The following is a 17,064-nucleotide window of genomic DNA, read 5'->3' as shown; positions in this document are numbered from 1 at the left end:
CAGCGGTTATTTTCGCGGCTTTGCGGGGCCGCGCTGTTGCCGGCTGCGTGCGGGTTTGCGTGCTGATTTGGATGGGTCCGCCGCTGGGTTTTGGCGGGCTGCGGCAAGTGGGGCAGCCGTGGGATCAAGGCCCAACTGGTCCCGCAGCACCTTCGGACGCACCTCCTCCACGGCTCCTTTTTCAAGCTGGCCAAGCTGGAAAGGACCGTAGCTGATGCGGATCAGGCGGTTCACCTCCAGCCCGATGACGGAAAAGGCGCGGCGCACTTCGCGATTCTTGCCCTCGCGCAGGCCAACCGTGAACCACACATTGGCGCCCTGCACCCGGTCGAGCGTGATATCCATCGGCTGAAACCGCTCACCATCCGCCTCAACCCCTTTGCGCAAGCGGTCGAGAAGCGGCTCATCCGCGGTGCCCTTGGCGCGAACCCGATATTTGCGCACCCAGCCCGTGGAGGGCAACTCAAGCCGACGCTTGAGCGCGCCATCATTGGTCAGGAGCAACAACCCCTCGGAGTTGAGATCAAGCCGCCCGATGGAGAGAACCCGTGGCATATCTTCCGGCAGATCATCAAAAACCGTCTTGCGACCCTTCTCGTCGCGCTCCGTGGTCACAAGACCCAGCGGCTTGTGATAGCGCCACAGGCGGATCGGCTCTGCGGCACCCACGGGCTTTCCATCGACGAGGATGCGGTCCTTCGGGGAGACGTTCAGCGCCGGGCTGTCGATCTGCACGCCATTCACGCGCACGCGCCCGTCAAGGATCATACGCTCCGCCTCCCGTCGAGAGGCGACGCCCGCGCGGGACAAGACTTTGGCGATCCGGTCGCCCTGATGTTCTGACTGGGTCATGACGTGGCGATACACAGCTTCACGCGGAACTGCAACGAAACCCTCCCGCACGTCGCTGGCCCTCCGGGCCGCTCCCTTTGGGCCGGGCCGCCCGCTGACGCGGGCGGGTGCCTCCGGCGGGGTATATTTGAAGAAAGTGAATTGGGACGGGCGGCGCTAGAGCAGCCCCAGCGATTCGGCTGTGGGTCAAGGTCCGAGGAACGAGCGGCCTTGACGCGCGGGCGAATCGTGACACCCACAATTAGGAAGGTGATTTGAGGAACAGACCTGTTCCTCAAGCACCTCGGCGCAATCTTGAACCGGCGCGCAGCGCCGGCCCGGCCAAACGGGAGGACGGAGCGCACGCGACGGAACGACGGGCGGGAGCCTGCCCTTGTCATCGGGTTGGAAGTCGAGGCAACTAAGAGGATGGTCGAGTTTCAAACATTTATGGATATCGCACTTGAAGAGGCCCGCGCCGCCGGCGCGCGGGGCGAGGTGCCCGTTGGGGCGGTCATTGCACGACCCAGCGGCCAAGTGATCGCCAAGGCGGGCAATCGCACGCGGGAGATGCGCGACCCCACTGCGCATGCAGAGATCCTTGCCCTGCGCGCCGCCTGTCAAATTGTCGGGTCGGAGCGTCTCACTGGATTGGACCTCTATGTCACGCTTGAGCCCTGCCCCATCTGCGCCGCCGCGATCGGCGCCGCGCGGCTCGCGCGGCTCTATTACGGCGCATCCGATCCAAAATCAGGCGGTGTCGAGCAGGGTCCACGCGTCTTTTCGCACCCGCAATGCCATCATGTGCCCGAGATCTACCCCGGCATCGCCGAGCGGGAGAGCGCCGCGCTGCTGCGGCAGTTCTTTGCCGAACGGCGTTAGCGGCCCTTGCCGGACGGGGTTGCAACGCCGATATTAAACCCATGAGCCTGCCACCCGGATTTCTTGATGAATTGCGCGACCGCGTGAGCCTGTCTGCCATTGCCGGGCGGAAGGTCACTTGGGACATGAAGAAAACCAATCAGGCCAAGGGCGATTGGTGGGCTCCTTGCCCGTTTCATCAAGAGAAAAGCGCGTCTTTCCACGTCGATGACAAGAAGGGGTTTTACTACTGCTTCGGGTGTCAGGCGAAGGGCAATGTTTATGGCTTCGTGCAGGAGACCGAAAACCTGTCCTTCATGGAAGCGGTTGAAATGCTGTGCCGCGAGGCCGGGATGGAGATGCCCGCCCGTGATCCGCGTGCCGCGAAGGAAGCGGAGAAACGCGCGAGCCTGTGGGACGTGATGGAGGCTGCCGTCCGGCATTTCCGCACCAACCTCAATGGCGCGCGTGCGCGGGCCGCGCGGGATTATATCGACGGGCGCGGGCTGAGTGCGGACACAGTGGCGCGGTTTGAGATCGGCTTTGCCCCCGATGGGAGGACCGATCTTCTGGACCATCTGAAAGCAAAGGGTTTCGATCAGGCGCAGATCGTTGAAGCCGGGCTTGCCATTCAGCCCGATGATGGCGGCAGCCCCTATGATCGGTTCCGGGGGCGGATCATGTTCCCGATCCGGGACGCGCGCGGGAAATGCATCTCTTTTGGTGGGCGGGCGATGGATCCGAATGCACGGGCGAAATACCTCAACGGTCCGGCGACGCCACTTTTTGACAAGAGCCGTGCGCTTTACAATATCGGCCCCGCGCGGGAGGCTGCGGGCAAAGCGCAGGCCCTGATCGTGGCCGAAGGCTATATGGACGTGATCGCGCTGGCGCAGGCCGGGTTCAGCCATGCCGTCGCTCCCCTTGGCACTGCCGTCACCGCCGATCAGTTGCGCATGTTGTGGCGCGTTGTGGACGAGCCGGTCATCGCACTCGATGGCGATGCGGCGGGGCTGCGCGCGGCGCGCAAGGTGGTGGACACTGCCCTGCCGCTTCTGGAGCCGGGGCGGTCCTTGCGGTTTCTGATCCTGCCCGAAGGGCAAGACCCCGACGATCTGATCCGCGCGCAAGGCCCGCAAGCCATGGCAGCCCTTCTGGAGGAGACCCGCGCGATGGTCGATATCCTTTGGGAGCGGGAGATCGAGGGCAAAAATTTCGACAGCCCGGAACGGCGCGCCGCCCTTGATGCGTCCTTGCGCAAGGCGATCGGCAGGATCACCGATCCATCCATCCGGCGCCATTACGGAGAGGCGATCAGGGAGCGGCGGCAGCTTCTGTTCGGCGGCAACCGCCCCCAACAGGCGGAAAACCGGTGGCAGCCCGCGCGCGTCAATCGGCGCGCCCAGGAGGTGATGCCAGCGGCCAGCACGCGGGCCTCCCTGCTGGCGCAATCGGCGGATGATCCGGCCTCGCGCGCGCGCATTCGGGAAAGTGCGATCCTGTATGTGTGCCTCAATCATCCCAGCCTCGCCATGGAGCATGAGGATGCCCTTGAGCGGCTTGGTTTTGCCTGTGACGATCTGGGAAAAATGCGCGACGTGCTCTTGTCTTGTTTGGCCGAGCACTTAGGTGACGCTGATCTGGCGGGTGAAGTGAGTGCGCGGTTGGGCTTTGATTGCATTGAAAAACTGACGGCCATCGGCCATGTGCGCAGCCACCCCCATCTTGGCCCCGGTGCCAATCCAGACCATGCAGCGCAAGCCTTGCGCGAAGAGATCGCGCGCCAGACTGCGATCCAGGGCATGACGAGCGAATTGCGCGACGTGGCGGAGGAACCCGCAGATGAAGAAGACGACCGGACGGAATGGCGGCTCAGAGAGGCCGTGGCGGCACGCGATACCGGGCTGCGCGGGATCGGACAGGACGATGCGCGGGTGATCGGGGATGAGACCGACCTTGCCGACCTGTTGTCGAGTTTCGTTAAGGACGAAATCTGGGTAAAGAAACGATAGCAAGTTCACGCGCGGGCCGAATCATTGATTCGGTTTCGCGCGAAAACGCACTAAGTGAGTCGGTTCAGGCGACTCAGACAAGCGGACGGAGTGACCCATGGCGGCAAAAGATCTCGAGCAGGGCAAAGACGACGACGCGCAGGACAGCGCAGGCCCGATGCTCGATATGAGCCAAGCGGCGGTCAAAAAGATGATCGCCACCGCAAAATCCCGCGGTTACATCACCTATGACGAATTGAACGAGGTGATGCCATCAAGCGAGGTGTCCTCCGAACAGATCGAAGATGTCATGTCGATGCTGTCCGAAATGGGCATCAACGTGGTCGAGAACGAAGAAGCCGAGGATGAGGACGACGCCCCCACCGATGACGGCACCACAAGCACATCTTCCTCCCGCGAATTGGCGACCACGACGGCGGCGGGCGAGACGCTCGACCGGACCGATGATCCGGTGCGGATGTATCTGCGCGAAATGGGCTCGGTCGAACTGTTGAGCCGTGAGGGCGAGATCGCCATCGCCAAGCGGATTGAGGCGGGTCGCAACACCATGATCGCGGGCCTGTGCGAAAGCCCGCTGACCTTTCAGGCGATCACCATCTGGCTGAACGAATTGCGCGACGAGGAGATCATGTTGCGCGACGTGATCGACCTTGAAACCACCTTTGGCAATTCGATGGATGAGGATGGCGACGAGGAGGTCGTGATCGACACAGCCACCCCCGCCAACACCACCGAAGCCCCCGCAGCACCTGCCGCCGAGGAGAAATCCTCCGAAGGCGACGGAGACGGCGAAACCGCGTCCACCGATGACGAGGATGACGAGGACGATCAGGCGAACCTGTCGCTCGCCGCGATGGAAGCCGCACTCAAGCCGCGCGTTCTGGAAACGCTGGAGCGGATCGCCACGGACTATCTCCTGCTGTCGGAAATGCAGGAACAGCGGATGGAAGCGACGCTCACCCATGACGCGACCTTCTCCACCCAGCGGGAACTGGAATATCAGCGGCTGCGCTCGGAAATCGTGGAATTGGTCAATTCGCTCCATTTCCACAACAACCGGATCGAAGCGCTGATTGATCAGCTTTACGGCATCAATCGCAAGATCATGTCGCTCGACAGCGATATGGTGAAAATCGCGGACCGCGCGCGCATCAACCGCCGCGATTTCATCGACGAATATCGCGGTGCGGAGCTTGAGCCGGGCTGGCTTGAGCGTGTGTCACAAAAGCAGGGCCGCGGTTGGGACACGATCATCGAAAGCCATGGCGAGGCGATTGAGAACGTCCGCAATGAAATGGCAGAGATCGGCCAATATGTTGGCGTCGATATCTCCGAATTCCGCCGCATCGTCCAACAGGTGCAAAAGGGCGAGAAAGAGGCCCGGATCGCCAAGAAGGAAATGGTCGAGGCAAACCTGCGGCTCGTGATCTCCATCGCGAAGAAATACACCAACCGGGGTCTGCAATTCCTCGATCTTATTCAGGAAGGCAATATCGGCCTGATGAAGGCCGTGGATAAGTTCGAATACCGGCGCGGCTACAAATTCTCCACTTATGCAACATGGTGGATCCGGCAGGCGATCACGCGCTCCATCGCGGATCAGGCCCGCACGATCCGTATTCCGGTCCATATGATCGAGACGATCAACAAGCTGGTGCGCACCAGCCGCCAGATGCTGCATGAAATCGGCCGGGAGCCGACGCCTGAGGAGCTGGCCGAAAAGCTGCAAATGCCCTTGGACAAGGTCCGCAAGGTGATGAAAATCGCCAAGGAGCCGATTTCGCTAGAGACACCCATCGGCGACGAAGAAGACTCGCAGCTTGGTGATTTCATCGAGGATAAGAACGCGGTCCTGCCACTTGATGCGGCCATTCAGGGCAACCTGAAAGAGACCACGACCCGCGTGCTCGCCTCCCTCACCCCGCGTGAGGAGCGTGTCCTGCGGATGCGGTTTGGCATCGGGATGAACACGGATCACACGCTCGAAGAAGTCGGCCAACAGTTCAGCGTTACCCGCGAACGGATCCGCCAGATCGAAGCAAAAGCTCTGCGCAAGCTAAAACATCCGAGCCGGAGCCGGAAGCTGCGGAGTTTCCTGGATCAGTGATCTGCAAAGGAACATTCCATGTCCTTATTCTCCAAACTCTTCGGCGGTGCCGGCGGCTCTGAACCGCCGAAGCAGGAATCGACGATCTATAAAGGCTTCACCATCACGCCCCAACCCATGAAGGACGGGCGCGAATTTCGGCTCTCCGCGCTGATCGAGAAGGATGGCCAATCCCATCACCTGATCCGCGCTGAAACGCTGGGATCGGAGGACGCCGCGAATGACGCGGCCATCGCGAAGGCCAAGCAGGTGATCGACCAGATGGGCGACCGCCTGTTCTGATCACAGAGGCGGGCGCGAAGCGGTCTCATCGCGCCATGGGCAAGCCCCTTCCCCTCTCGAATAACAGTTTTTCCTTGTGAAAACATTCCGGAAAGCGCATGATTTGTCTATACAGACAAGGAGAAACGCCATGCGCATGATTGGTCTAATGACGTCCGCTTTCCTCTTGGCCCCCGGCATTGCGGTGGCCTGCCCTGATATCTCTCTCGATGGGGCGGGAATGAGTTACACCGCCACTGAGCTTTACTCGCCCAAAACGTTCGCGGTGATCGCAGGTGGAAATGAGAACCTTGATAACTGCAAAATCCGCACGCCGACCGGCGATGTGCCAACCGGCTATGTTGCGACGGCCCCGGATTTTGAGCTGTGGTTTGAGAGCAATGGTCAATACGATCTGGAATTCCGTATCGACAGTGAATGCGACAGTGTGCTGCTGATCAATACGGCAGCGGGCAACTTCTATTTCGATGATGACGATAACGGCAATCTTGACGCGAAAATCCGGCTGCGCGCCCCGTCGCAGGGTCTTTATGACATCTGGATCGGCACGCTCGGCTCGGCCACGTGCGATGCGCAATTGACCATCGAGTCCTTCTGATCCGCAGAATGTAGGGGGCAGGCAACTTCCCGCTACCCAAACCTTGTGTCGCCTCCTATAGTCCTTGAAAAGATCACAGGGCGGAGGCGCACAGCATGAGATGTCCGTTTTGCGGGAATACCGATACCCAGGTGAAAGACAGCCGCCCGGCGGAGGATCACGTCGCGATCCGGCGGCGGCGGTTCTGCCCGGCCTGCGGCGGGCGGTTCACCACCTATGAGCGGGTGCAATTGCGTGACCTCACGGTCGTGAAAAAGAACGGCAAGCGGGAAGATTTCGACCGCGATAAGCTGTCTCGCTCCATCCGCATCGCATTGCAAAAGCGCCCGATTGAGCATGAGCGGATTGATCAGATGATCTCCGGCATTGTGCGGCGGCTCGAAAGCATGGGCGACAGCGATATTCCGTCGGACACCATCGGGGCCATCGTGATGGAGGCATTGGCGCGGATTGATACCGTGGCCTATGTCCGCTTCGCATCCGTCTACAAGAATTTCCAGGCAGCCGATGATTTCGAGGAATTCGTCCACGAATTGCGCCCCCCGGCGCCCTCCTCCGAGGATGACTGACCTCACTGATGCCCATCACATGCGTCATGCGCTGACCCTCGCCCGGCGGGGGTTGGGGCAGGTCTGGCCGAACCCGGCGGTTGGCTGCGTGCTGGTCCGGAACGGGCGCGTGATCGGGCGGGGCTGGACCCAACCGGGCGGGCGCCCCCATGCAGAAGCCATGGCCCTGTCGGACACCGACGCGCAGGCGGCCACCGCCTATGTCACGCTGGAGCCATGCGCCCATCACGGCAAAACCCCACCCTGTGCGGAGGCGCTGATTGCCGCCGGTGTGGCCCGCGTTGTCATCCCGCTCATCGACCCGGACCCGCGCGTGGCGGGCAAAGGGGTCGAGATGCTGCGCGCGGGTGGCGTGCAGGTCGATATGCTGCCCGCTTTCACCGCAGAAGCGGAGGAGGTGAACGCCGGTTTTCTGCTGCACCGCCGGATCGGGCGACCGCTCGTGACGCTCAAACTTGCCACCAGCCTCGACGGGCGCATCGCGACGGCCAGCGGGGAAAGCCGCTGGATCACCGGGCCAGAGGCGCGGCGGGCGGTCCATCTGATGCGCGCGACCCATGATGCGGTGATGATCGGTGCGGGCACGGCGCGGGCGGATGATCCGATGCTCGATGTGCGCGATCTGGGCCTTGGCCACCGCGCGCCGGTTCGGATCATCGCGGATGGCGCGCTTTCGCTGCCGCTCACGGGGCGACTGGCGCGGACGGCCAAGGAGATACCGCTTTGGCTGATGCACCGGGCGCGGGTGGATCCGCTGCGACAGGACGCGTGGACGCAGGCCGGAGCGGTGCTCCATAGCGTGGGGGAGACGGCGCATGGGCGGCTCGATCCGCTTGGCCTGCTGGAGACCGCCGCGCAGGCGGGCATCACGCGGGTGTTTTGCGAAGGCGGCGGGCAATTGGCGGCCTCTCTCCTGTCCGCCGGGTTGGTGGACCGACTGGTTGTGATGCAGGCCGGATTGGGACTGGGCGCGCTGGGGCTGGCCGCGATTGCGGATATGGACATTCCGACCCTTGCCGACGCGCCCTGCTTCACGCTCCATGACGTAAGGCGGCTGGGCGGAGATACCCTTTCGGAATGGCGGCCCGCCCGGCCCTAGCGCCGCCAGATCGGGCCAAAGGGCGTCAGCGCTGATTGCCCCTGCGACAATAGCCGCTGGGCAAGGCTCTGCGCGCCACCCTCCCCCGCGGCAAGGCGGGACACGATGACCTCCGGTGCCGTCCGCCGCCCCGTCACGGGATCGCGGTAAACCGGATAGTCAATCAGGGCCGTGTGCAGGAGGGCGGTGCACCGCACAGGATGCCGCCGCCGCTCGGGCAGAGGCGGCCCATGGTCCACCGTCTGCCCCCAGCCTGCATAAAACGGCCAGCCGAGGCACTCGACCGGGATACCCCGCATCAGCGCCTCAAACCCGAGGGTTGAGGTCATCGTCACCACCCGCTCAATATGCGGCCAAAGCGCTGACAGGTCCGTGTCGACAAGGATCATGTCAGCGTGGTCCAGCACCGCCTCATCCGGCACCGCGCCGGGCCGCAGGCCCGCCACCACATCGGGATGCGGGCGATAGGCGATGTGCGCTTTGGGATGCAGATCGCGCGCAGCACTCAGGAGCGCAAGATTGTCCCGGACCAATCCGCCACCAAGCCGTAGCGAGGCATCATCGACCACCTGCCCCGGCACGAGCAGAACCTGCCCTTCAAGCTGGGGGTTACGCCCCGGCAGACTGTATTTGCTCAACCCTGCCGCAATGATGGCCTGCGCCAAAGCATCCGCCCGAAGGTGGGCCGCGCGCGGCAGGGTTTCAGCGGCCCGGACCATGGCCTCAAATTCACTCGGTCGGGTGGCGTCGAAATGGATGCCCTGCCGGTCGAGCACGATGGAGCATGGCGGGACGAGTGCCGCACCCAACCCACGGGAGCGCAGTGGCCCATCCTCGATCAACACCGCACCTTTGGGCGCGCCCGGTTTCGTGGCCCAGTGAAACGGCACCCGCCCCGACGCAGGAGAGAAACGCACATCCCTGCCCAAAAGCGCACGGATCGCCGGGCGTTTCCAGCCGCTTATCCCGGTCGCGGTAATTGGAGCGGCGGTACGTTGCGCCGCCCGCCCTGCCCCGTGGAGCAGAACGACAGCGCGCAGCGCGTCGCAGGGCCGCGCCTCAAACGGATCATACCAGCGCCCATGATCAATCAGGGCAGCTTGCACCAATTGTTCCGGCGTCAATCGCGCGACGCGGCGCGGCATGGGCACCTGATCTTCGCTCAGACCCCAGCCCGCATACCATGCCGCGCCGAACACATGGGGGCGCACGCCGTGCAGGATCGCCTCAAACCCAAGCTGGGAGGACACGGTGAACACCGCTGCGGCCTGTTGCAAGACGTGCGCCGGATGCGCCGCCATGGGGCAAATCCAGTCCCCGTCCCGCGCCGTCAGATAGCCCGCGCCACGCGGATGCGCCCGGATCAGGAGCGGCAGGCCAGCCTTCTCAGCATAGGCGCGCGCGGCAGCGTGCATCCGCGCGAAACTGTCTGCCGTGGCACCTGCCCCCGCGACCGCCGCGTCCCCGCGCATTTGATCGACCAGCAGCACAAATGGTCCCTCTGGCGGTGCCACGCCCTCAGGCCAGTGATTGAATTTGGAAAGGCCATAGGCGGGCCAAAGCGCGCACAGATGCTCTGCGGCCTCCGATGGCACAGGGGCGGCGTTGAGCCTGTCCTCCAGGTCGCTCGGCCCGCTGGCATCGGTCGCCAATCGCTGATGATCGACCCAGACGCCGATGGGCAGAGGATCGTTCGGATACACGGAACGGAGCGGCGCATCCTCAAGCCACAAAAGCGGCTTTCCCTGCCGCATGGCCGCGCGCATCGCCCGCGCGCTCGCCCGGCCATTGGCCCCCCAGACCGCAACCGCCTCTCCCTGCCCCGGCAGGCAAAGCTGCACTCCCGTCGCTGCCAACATCCGGCGGATGCCGCGATTGCGCCACAGCCCCAGCGAGTAGCATTCGGCTGTGACGGTGCTGCGCATCACGTCGTCAGTTGAACGTCTCGGTGAGCAGATCGGAAGTGGAGCTGACCGTGTTGATCGGCGGCGCGATGGAGCCAATGATCTTGAGCCACTGCACATAGGGGGCTTCGGTCACGTACACGATGTCATCATCCCGGACATAGAAATTCGACGCGGTGAAAAACGCAGCCGGCTTGGTCAGGTCCATCACATAGGCAACACGCTGCGGCGTCGTCACCGGCTTTTCGGGGTGGATCTGGTTGAGGATATTCGGCCCTTCGATCCGCAAGACGAACACGCCCGTCGGATCCGCTGTGGCGGAATTCAATCCGCCAAGCGAGGCCAGCGCCGTCATCAACGAAATATCACGCCCGGGAAAATCAATCTCCCCATTTCCGCCAAGTGCGCCCAAGGCCCGGAAGGAGCGGTCATCCCGCTCGACCAGAATGATATCGCCACCCTTGAGGGCGATATCGGCGCGGGGATCGCGGTAGACATCCTCCATCCACACCCGGCCAACCTGCCCGCCGCGGCGGATCGTGACTTGCGCCACTTCCGTCTCGATCCCCGATCCGGCGGCATTGGCCAGAAGGCCCGACAGCGTGCGGGTCCGCGCCTCGATCGGGAACTCCCCGATGGCGCCATTCTCCCCAAACACTTTGACGGTGTTGTTGTCAGCGAGCACGAGGGACACTTCGACCTGCGGCTCTGGTGTCATCTCCGCCAGCCGCGCCGTCAGGCGCTGGCGCAACTGTTCAATCGTGAGGCCCGCCACCTGCAACCGGCCCACCTGCGGAATAAACACATGGCCCGACAGATCGACACGCTTCTCCGCCAGGACCGTCGGCCCGACAAGCCCGCCGAACAGGCCGGTATCGGTGTTTTCCCAGATCGTGATGGTCAGCACATCCAGCGGGCGGATCAATTCGATATTCTCGATTGTGGCGGAGGTGAATTGCGGCGACAGCACAAGCGGCTCATCAATCCGCGACACGAGGGCAACGCGGTCGTCAATCTCGATGATATCGACGGCGGGCGATCCATCCGGGTTGGGCGCGGTGATTTCAGAGATCGTCGGGCCAGAGCGCGGCAGCGTGCAGCCCGCCACCACCAGACATAGCCCAATCAGCAAACCCGACCGCATCCGCGCCAGCATAAAGGTTGGTGTCATCATCTGCCCTGCCCAATCACGATTTTCTTTTGCTTATAACGTGAAAAGCAGCAGCGTGGGAAGTCATTGCGCGTGGCTCCTGCACGCCCGCCCGCTTGCGATCATAGCAATCCTCCGCAGCGAGCATCCGGTCGATTACCTCGCGCAGGATATTGGCCCGTCCCGCGCGCGTATAATAGCTGCCCTTGATCTGGGATGTTTCGAGCAGAAACTGCCGATAGGCCAGATAGGCCGCATGTTCGGGCGGTTTCGGGTTGGCAAAGAACGCGGTCGCGGGCTGGTCAGAGACAAGCTCGGGCTTCACATACACCGCCCGCCCAAATGCGCGCAGCGGCAGCCCGCGCCACAGGGCCTGCTGCCCGGCGGTGCTGTTGATCGTGACCGCCGCCCGCGCGCGGTCAAGAAGCGGGCCAAGCTTGCCCCCCGCGATGAAATGCACCCGCCCATCCAGCCCATAGGCCCGCGCCAGATCACGGGCATGGGCGGAAAGCGCGTCGCGCCCATCCTCGAACGGATGCGCCTTGAACACCAGATGATGATGCCCGGGCGCACCGCTGGCAAAGGCAGCAGCCATCTGATCCATAAAGCCGCGCATCCCGTCAAACGGGCTATGCATCCGCACCGACGCATCATGACCGAGTTGCAGCAAAACGAGCGTGTAGGGCGCCCCAGACCGGCGCAGCCGCGCCTCCGCCCAGCGTCGGCCCAGCCCGGTCACTGGATGCAACAACGCCTTGCGCAGATGCGCGGACAGTTCCTGCCAGACGCTGACCCCGCGATGCGGCACGAAATGCGGATAGGCCCCGTTACGCAGGGCAATCCAGCCGTGATAGACAGCCCCCCAAAACGCATGGTGCCACAGCGTGCCCCACTGATCCGGCACGGCGGCCAGCGGACGCTCTCCCGGCCCCAGGGCGGCGGCCATCTCCGCGATGCTCAACTCCATAAGGCGCGAATGCCCGTTCACCCCGCCTCGCTCATAGGTGATCCAATGCGGCCGCAAATAGCCTTCCTCAAAGCAATGCAGCGTCAGCCCGCGCGCCTGCGCCACCTGCCGCGCGGCCACATGCTGCGGGCGTTGATCGCCGTAGATCACGATCTCTGTCACACCCGCCGTGCTGACATAAGTGTCGAGCCAACCGGCCCATTCCGCCATGCCACCCCGATAGGCGTGATAGGGGCCCGCGCGGCCCCATTCGGCCCGGTCCCCCCGGTTGAACCCGATCCGCGACACGGCACAGCCCGCCTGCACCAGTGCTGCGGCGAGCCGCTGGTAGAACGGCCCATGTGGGCCTTGCAAAAACAGGACATGGCGTGGCGCCGTCATGCAATCTTCTCCCTTCACGCGCCTGAGTGTTCCGCAACCGCATTAAGCTCAGGATAATTCGCCCCCTCCTCTTGCCCTTTCCGGGGCGGGAGCGCTACCTGTTGGACGAAATAGCGCGAGGAGAGGCAAGCATGTTCACCGGCATAATCACCGATCAGGGCGAAATTCTGGCGCTGGAACATCGCGGCGATCTGCATGTCCGGATCGGAACACGGTATGACCCGGCGGGGATCGACCTTGGCGCGTCCATCGCGTGCAATGGCGTGTGCCTCACGGTCACGGATCGCGGCACGTCCCAAGGCCGCAACTGGTTTGACGTGACGATCTCTGCGGAATCGGTAAACAAGACGACGATCGGCGATTGGGCCGTGGGCAGCGTTCTGAACCTTGAGCGTGCCTTGCGCGTCGGGGACGAGTTGGGCGGGCATATCGTGTCGGGCCATGTGGATGGCGTGGCGGATGTGCTGTCCGTAACGGATGAGGGCGAAAGCACGCGCATCCGGTTCCGCGCCCCGGCCCATTTGGCGAAATACATCGCCCCCAAAGGCTCCGTCGCTCTTGATGGCACGTCGCTGACCGTCAACGAAGTGGAGGGCGATGTGTTTGGCATCAACGTCATCCCCCACACCAAAGAGCAGACCACCTGGGGCGCGACCAAAGCTGGCGACCGCGTGAACCTTGAGATCGACACGCTGGCCCGCTACGTCGCCCGATTGGCGGAGGCGTCATGAGCGGGATCGGCCACAACAACCCGCCTGGCAGCACGGGCTGGCAGAAACACTGCTGGACGGTCGCGCGCGCCGAATTGCTGCCGCGCCTGCCGATCGAAACGCTGAAAACCCGGATCGCCCGCGCCAAGGCGCTTGGCCTGCCCTACAAGACCTATGCCTCGATCCGCGCGGGCACTGGGCGCGACGTGATTGGCTTTTTGTTCTCGCAAAACGGATTGCGCGCGGATATGCGCAGCGTGACCCTGCCCCGCGCCCATGCCGACCGGCTCGAATCTCTGCCAGTCAAACGGGTCTTGCTCGGGGCTGAAGGGGCGCGACCGTTCCTCACCCGCGATCCCAAAATCCTCGACGCGCTGGAGCCTGCTCCGCTCCCCTCGGCCAGTTGGGCTGAGACGCGGGCTGCGATCAAATCCACCTTGCGGGCGCAAAACCTGCCCGGACAGGCCGTGATCCTGATTGGCACCCACCCGCAGGAGCCTTGGGCCCATGCAGGCCAGCTTGCCCGCTTCATCAATTCCCATGATTACTTCGCCCCCGGCACGTAACACCCCAGCGTTTCTTTTTTCCCAAAATACCTCCCGCCGGAGGCTTCCACAGGTGTAACGCGCGGTTTCGCTGGAACATGTACGCGCAATCGGTTAGGTCGCGGGTCCAAGAGGAGTGCCCATGACCGATACGCAATATTCCGACGCGATCTCCAGCATTGAGGAGATCATCGACGAAGCCCGCAATGGCCGGATGTTCATTCTGGTTGACCATGAAGACCGCGAAAACGAGGGCGATCTGGTGATCCCCGCGCAGATGGCCACGCCGGATGCGGTGAATTTCATGGCGACCCATGGGCGGGGCCTCATTTGCCTCACCTTGCAGGCCGACCGGCTCGATGCGCTGGGTCTGCCGATGATGTCCGCGCGCAATTCCTCCCGGCATGAAACGGCGTTTACGGTGTCCATTGAGGCGCGGGAGGGTGTCACCACTGGCATCTCCGCCGCGGATCGGGCGCGCACCATTGCGGTGGCCATTGATCCCAATTCGGGCGCGCAGGATATCGCGACGCCGGGCCATGTATTTCCGCTGCGCGCACGCGAGGGCGGCGTTCTGGTCCGCGCCGGGCATACTGAGGCGGCGGTCGATATCTCCCGCCTTGCCGGGTTGAACCCGTCGGGCGTGATCTGCGAGATCATGAAGGAAGACGGCGAAATGGCGCGCCTGCCGGACCTCATCGCCTTCGGCCAGAAACACAATATCAAGATCGGCACGATCAGCGACCTGATCGCCTATCGCCGCCGCTATGACAATCTGGTGCGCGAGCGCGCTTCAAAACCGGTCAAATCCGAGTTTGGCGGCGATTGGCTGCTGCGCGTCTTTAGCGACGTGACCGGCGGGGCGGAGCATCTTGCACTGACCAAAGGCGATGTCGCGGGCAAGGATCCGGTGTTGGTGCGGATGCACGCAATGAACCCTTTGGATGACCTTCTGGGCCTCAACCCCGCGAAATCCGGCCAATTGGCCGACGCGATGCGGGTGATCGGGGAGGAAGGGCGCGGCGTGGTCGTTCTGCTGCGCGACATGTCCGAACAGCTTGATCTGGATGGGGAGCATGGCGCGCCACAGACGTTGCGCCAATACGGGCTGGGCGCGCAGATCCTTGGTGCGCTTGGGGTGCAGGACATGATCCTGCTCACCAACTCCCCTAGTCCGAAGGTCGTGGGCCTTGACGGGTATGGCCTGAGCATCACCGCAACCCGCCGCATCACCCCGAAAGGAGCCTGACATGGCCAGCAGTCAAGAGCACACCACGCTGCCCCTGCCCGCATTCGAGATGCCACCGCGCGTCGCGATCATCTCCTCCCCCTATTATTCCGATATCGCGGCGGGTCTGTTGACCGGGGCAAAAGCCGCGCTTGCGCAGGTGGATGCGGAGGTCACGGTGATTGACGTGCCCGGCGCGCTGGAAATTCCGACCGCCATTGTGCTTGCCGATAAATCCGACCGGTTTGACGCCTATGTCGCACTTGGCTGCGTGATCCGGGGCGAGACGACCCATTATGATATCGTGGCGGGCGAAAGCTCCCGCGCGATCCAGACGCTGGGGCTGGGGGGCTTTTGCATCGGCAATGGCATCCTGACGGTCGAAGATATGGATCAGGCGGAGGCCCGCGCCAACCCGGAGAAAATGAACAAGGGCGGAGGTGCTGCAGAGGCCGCGTTGCACCTATTGGCCCTGTCCCAAAAATACCGGCGCCGCGCGCCCAAAGGGACCGGGTTTCAACTCGCGTCCAATGAGACCAGTAAGGACATCGCGTAATGCCACGCCCCGTGCCGAAACCCACCCATGAAGAAAAGAAACGGATGAAATCCGCAGCGCGGCTTTATGCTGTGCAGGCGCTGTTCCAGATGGAAGCCTCCGGCACCAGCCTGCCGGATGTGCAGTCCGAATTCGAAACCCACCGGTTCGGCGCCGATATCGAAGGCGACACTTATGCCGAAGGCGATGTGACCCTGTTCCGCTCCCTGATCGCGCGGGCGCTGGAGCGGCAGGTGGAGATTGACAAGGCGACCGACACAGCGCTCGTGGATCGTTGGCCGCTGGGCAAGATCGACCCGACGCTGCGTGCCGTGTTCCGGGCTGCGGGGTCAGAGCTACTCGGCAAGGGGACACCACCAAAGGTTGTGATTTCTGAATTTGTGGATGTCGCAAAAGCTTTCTATCCTGAAGGCAAGGAAGCCCGGCTCGTCAATGCCGTGTTAGATCATATGGCCCATGCCATGCGCCCGGAGGCATTTGAATGACCGCAACAGGATTGGTTGGCGACACGTTTCGCCTTTTGAAGCAGAACTTCTTTTTGTTCTTCACGCTGGCTTTGGCCGGGCAAGTCATCGTGACATTCCTTTCGCTCATCATCGCGGGGCCAGTGGCGGTCGGCGTTGTTGATGGCGATCCGTCCGAGGTTATAGCGGATGCCGCCGCGGGCATGGCTTTGGCTGGGTTTATCAGCGCCTTTGCCGGGCAAGTTGTGTCAGCCGTGTTGCACCTTGCTGCGTGGGATGTGATGCATCGCGCCCCGATCCAGCCCGGGGCCTATGTGAAAAAAGCCATCTCCGTGGTCCTGATCCTCGTGTTGCTGTCCTTGGTTGTCAGCATCGCCGTGGCGCTTGGCACAGCTTTGCTGATCATTCCGGGGATTTATATTGGTGCGGCGCTTTCCGTGGTGATCCCGGCTGTTGTGATCGGCAATGCCGGTTGGGGGGCGATTGGCGAAAGCTGGGATTTGACCCGCGAGCATCGCTGGACCATCGCGGGCGGGTTCATCCTGTCAATCCTGTCGATCATGGTGATTGCGTTCGTGATCGGCATCATCGGCAGTGTGACCGGGCTGACCGTGATCACGGACCTCCTAGGTGGTGCGATTGGCCTTGCCGTGATCGCGATCTTTGCAACGCTCGTCTACAGCCACCTGACGGAAGGAAAAGGGATCGACCCCACCGCGCTCAGCCCCGAGGATTGAGCCCGGCTGATCCTGCGGAAGCCTCCGGCGGGAGGTATTTAGGGAAAAAAGAAACGGGTGGTC

17 protein-coding genes are annotated in these 17,064 nt (G+C 63.0%); 13 read left to right on the top strand and 4 right to left on the bottom strand.

What is annotated here, in order from left to right:
- Positions 1-6: 6 nt before the first annotated feature.
- Positions 7-852, bottom strand: a complete 846-nt coding sequence (locus tag FHS89_RS06695; RefSeq protein WP_184009818.1) for a pseudouridine synthase — start codon at positions 850-852, stop codon at positions 7-9.
- A gap of 429 nt (positions 853-1,281) precedes the next feature.
- On the opposite strand from FHS89_RS06695, the gene FHS89_RS06690 reads away from it, so the two are divergent.
- The 7 genes from FHS89_RS06690 to ribD all read left to right on the top strand — a co-directional run bounded on the left by FHS89_RS06690 (position 1,282) and on the right by ribD (position 8,359).
- Positions 1,282-1,713, top strand: coding sequence for a nucleoside deaminase (locus FHS89_RS06690; RefSeq protein WP_184009816.1), 432 nt, complete (start codon positions 1,282-1,284; stop codon positions 1,711-1,713).
- A 41-nt stretch (positions 1,714-1,754) separates the two neighbouring features.
- Positions 1,755-3,704 carry a DNA primase gene (gene dnaG / locus FHS89_RS06685; RefSeq protein ID WP_184009814.1) on the top strand — a complete coding sequence of 650 codons (1,950 nt, stop codon included), beginning with the start codon at positions 1,755-1,757 and terminating at the stop codon, positions 3,702-3,704.
- A 97-nt stretch (positions 3,705-3,801) separates the two neighbouring features.
- On the top strand, positions 3,802-5,811 hold the full coding sequence (gene rpoD, locus FHS89_RS06680; RefSeq protein ID WP_184009812.1) for an RNA polymerase sigma factor RpoD: 2,010 nt from the start codon (positions 3,802-3,804) through the stop codon (positions 5,809-5,811).
- 18 nt (positions 5,812-5,829) lie between these two features.
- Positions 5,830-6,093 (top strand): HlyU family transcriptional regulator, encoded by a 264-nt coding sequence (locus FHS89_RS06675; protein ID WP_184009810.1) that lies wholly within the window; start codon positions 5,830-5,832, stop codon positions 6,091-6,093.
- A 130-nt stretch (positions 6,094-6,223) separates the two neighbouring features.
- Positions 6,224-6,691 carry a hypothetical protein gene (locus FHS89_RS06670; RefSeq protein WP_184009808.1) on the top strand — a complete coding sequence of 156 codons (468 nt, stop codon included), beginning with the start codon at positions 6,224-6,226 and terminating at the stop codon, positions 6,689-6,691.
- A gap of 95 nt (positions 6,692-6,786) precedes the next feature.
- Entirely contained in the window at positions 6,787-7,260 is a 474-nt protein-coding gene (gene nrdR, locus FHS89_RS06665) for a transcriptional regulator NrdR (protein WP_184009805.1), read from the top strand.
- The gene (ribD, locus tag FHS89_RS06660) at positions 7,253-8,359 is read left to right on the top strand and encodes a bifunctional diaminohydroxyphosphoribosylaminopyrimidine deaminase/5-amino-6-(5-phosphoribosylamino)uracil reductase RibD (RefSeq protein ID WP_184009803.1); all 1,107 of its coding nucleotides are present in this window, start codon (positions 7,253-7,255) and stop codon (positions 8,357-8,359) included. Before nrdR ends, ribD begins: the two co-directional genes overlap by 8 nt.
- Here ribD and FHS89_RS06655 read toward each other — a convergent pair.
- The 3 genes from FHS89_RS06655 to FHS89_RS06645 are packed head-to-tail and all read right to left on the bottom strand — an operon-like array spanning position 8,356 to position 12,761.
- A complete protein-coding gene (locus FHS89_RS06655) occupies positions 8,356-10,284 on the bottom strand; it encodes a capsular polysaccharide export protein, LipB/KpsS family (RefSeq protein ID WP_184009801.1) in 1,929 nt (642 codons plus the stop codon). The two genes, ribD and FHS89_RS06655, sit on opposite strands and share 4 nt — an antisense overlap.
- A gap of 7 nt (positions 10,285-10,291) precedes the next feature.
- On the bottom strand, positions 10,292-11,434 hold the full coding sequence (locus FHS89_RS06650; protein WP_184009799.1) for a polysaccharide biosynthesis/export family protein: 1,143 nt from the start codon (positions 11,432-11,434) through the stop codon (positions 10,292-10,294).
- A 16-nt stretch (positions 11,435-11,450) separates the two neighbouring features.
- Positions 11,451-12,761: a capsule biosynthesis protein gene (locus tag FHS89_RS06645; protein ID WP_184009797.1), complete on the bottom strand. Its 1,311-nt coding sequence runs from the start codon at positions 12,759-12,761 to the stop codon at positions 11,451-11,453.
- Positions 12,762-12,892: 131 nt separating this feature from the next.
- Here FHS89_RS06645 and FHS89_RS06640 point away from each other — a divergent pair, with 131 nt between their 5' ends.
- From FHS89_RS06640 to FHS89_RS06615, 6 genes are all read left to right on the top strand, one after another.
- Entirely contained in the window at positions 12,893-13,492 is a 600-nt protein-coding gene (locus FHS89_RS06640; RefSeq protein WP_184009795.1) for a riboflavin synthase, read from the top strand.
- Positions 13,489-14,037, top strand: a complete 549-nt coding sequence (locus FHS89_RS06635) for a hypothetical protein (protein ID WP_184009793.1) — start codon at positions 13,489-13,491, stop codon at positions 14,035-14,037. Before FHS89_RS06640 ends, FHS89_RS06635 begins: the two co-directional genes overlap by 4 nt.
- 121 nt (positions 14,038-14,158) lie before the next feature.
- Positions 14,159-15,265: a 3,4-dihydroxy-2-butanone-4-phosphate synthase gene (gene ribB / locus FHS89_RS06630; protein ID WP_184009791.1), complete on the top strand. Its 1,107-nt coding sequence runs from the start codon at positions 14,159-14,161 to the stop codon at positions 15,263-15,265.
- 1 nt (position 15,266) lies between these two features.
- On the top strand, positions 15,267-15,800 hold the full coding sequence (locus FHS89_RS06625) for a 6,7-dimethyl-8-ribityllumazine synthase (RefSeq protein WP_184009789.1): 534 nt from the start codon (positions 15,267-15,269) through the stop codon (positions 15,798-15,800).
- Positions 15,800-16,285 carry a transcription antitermination factor NusB gene (gene nusB / locus FHS89_RS06620; RefSeq protein ID WP_246413627.1) on the top strand — a complete coding sequence of 162 codons (486 nt, stop codon included), beginning with the start codon at positions 15,800-15,802 and terminating at the stop codon, positions 16,283-16,285. Before FHS89_RS06625 ends, nusB begins: the two co-directional genes overlap by 1 nt.
- Entirely contained in the window at positions 16,282-17,001 is a 720-nt protein-coding gene (locus FHS89_RS06615) for a hypothetical protein (RefSeq protein ID WP_184009787.1), read from the top strand. Before nusB ends, FHS89_RS06615 begins: the two co-directional genes overlap by 4 nt.
- Positions 17,002-17,064 lie beyond the last annotated feature (63 nt).

Source organism: Rubricella aquisinus (genome assembly GCF_014199445.1).
Taxonomy (GTDB): Bacteria; Pseudomonadota; Alphaproteobacteria; order Rhodobacterales; family Rhodobacteraceae; genus Rubricella; species Rubricella aquisinus.
The sequence above is the reverse complement of the archived record's forward strand: the minus strand, read 5'-3'. Positions and strand labels throughout refer to the sequence as shown.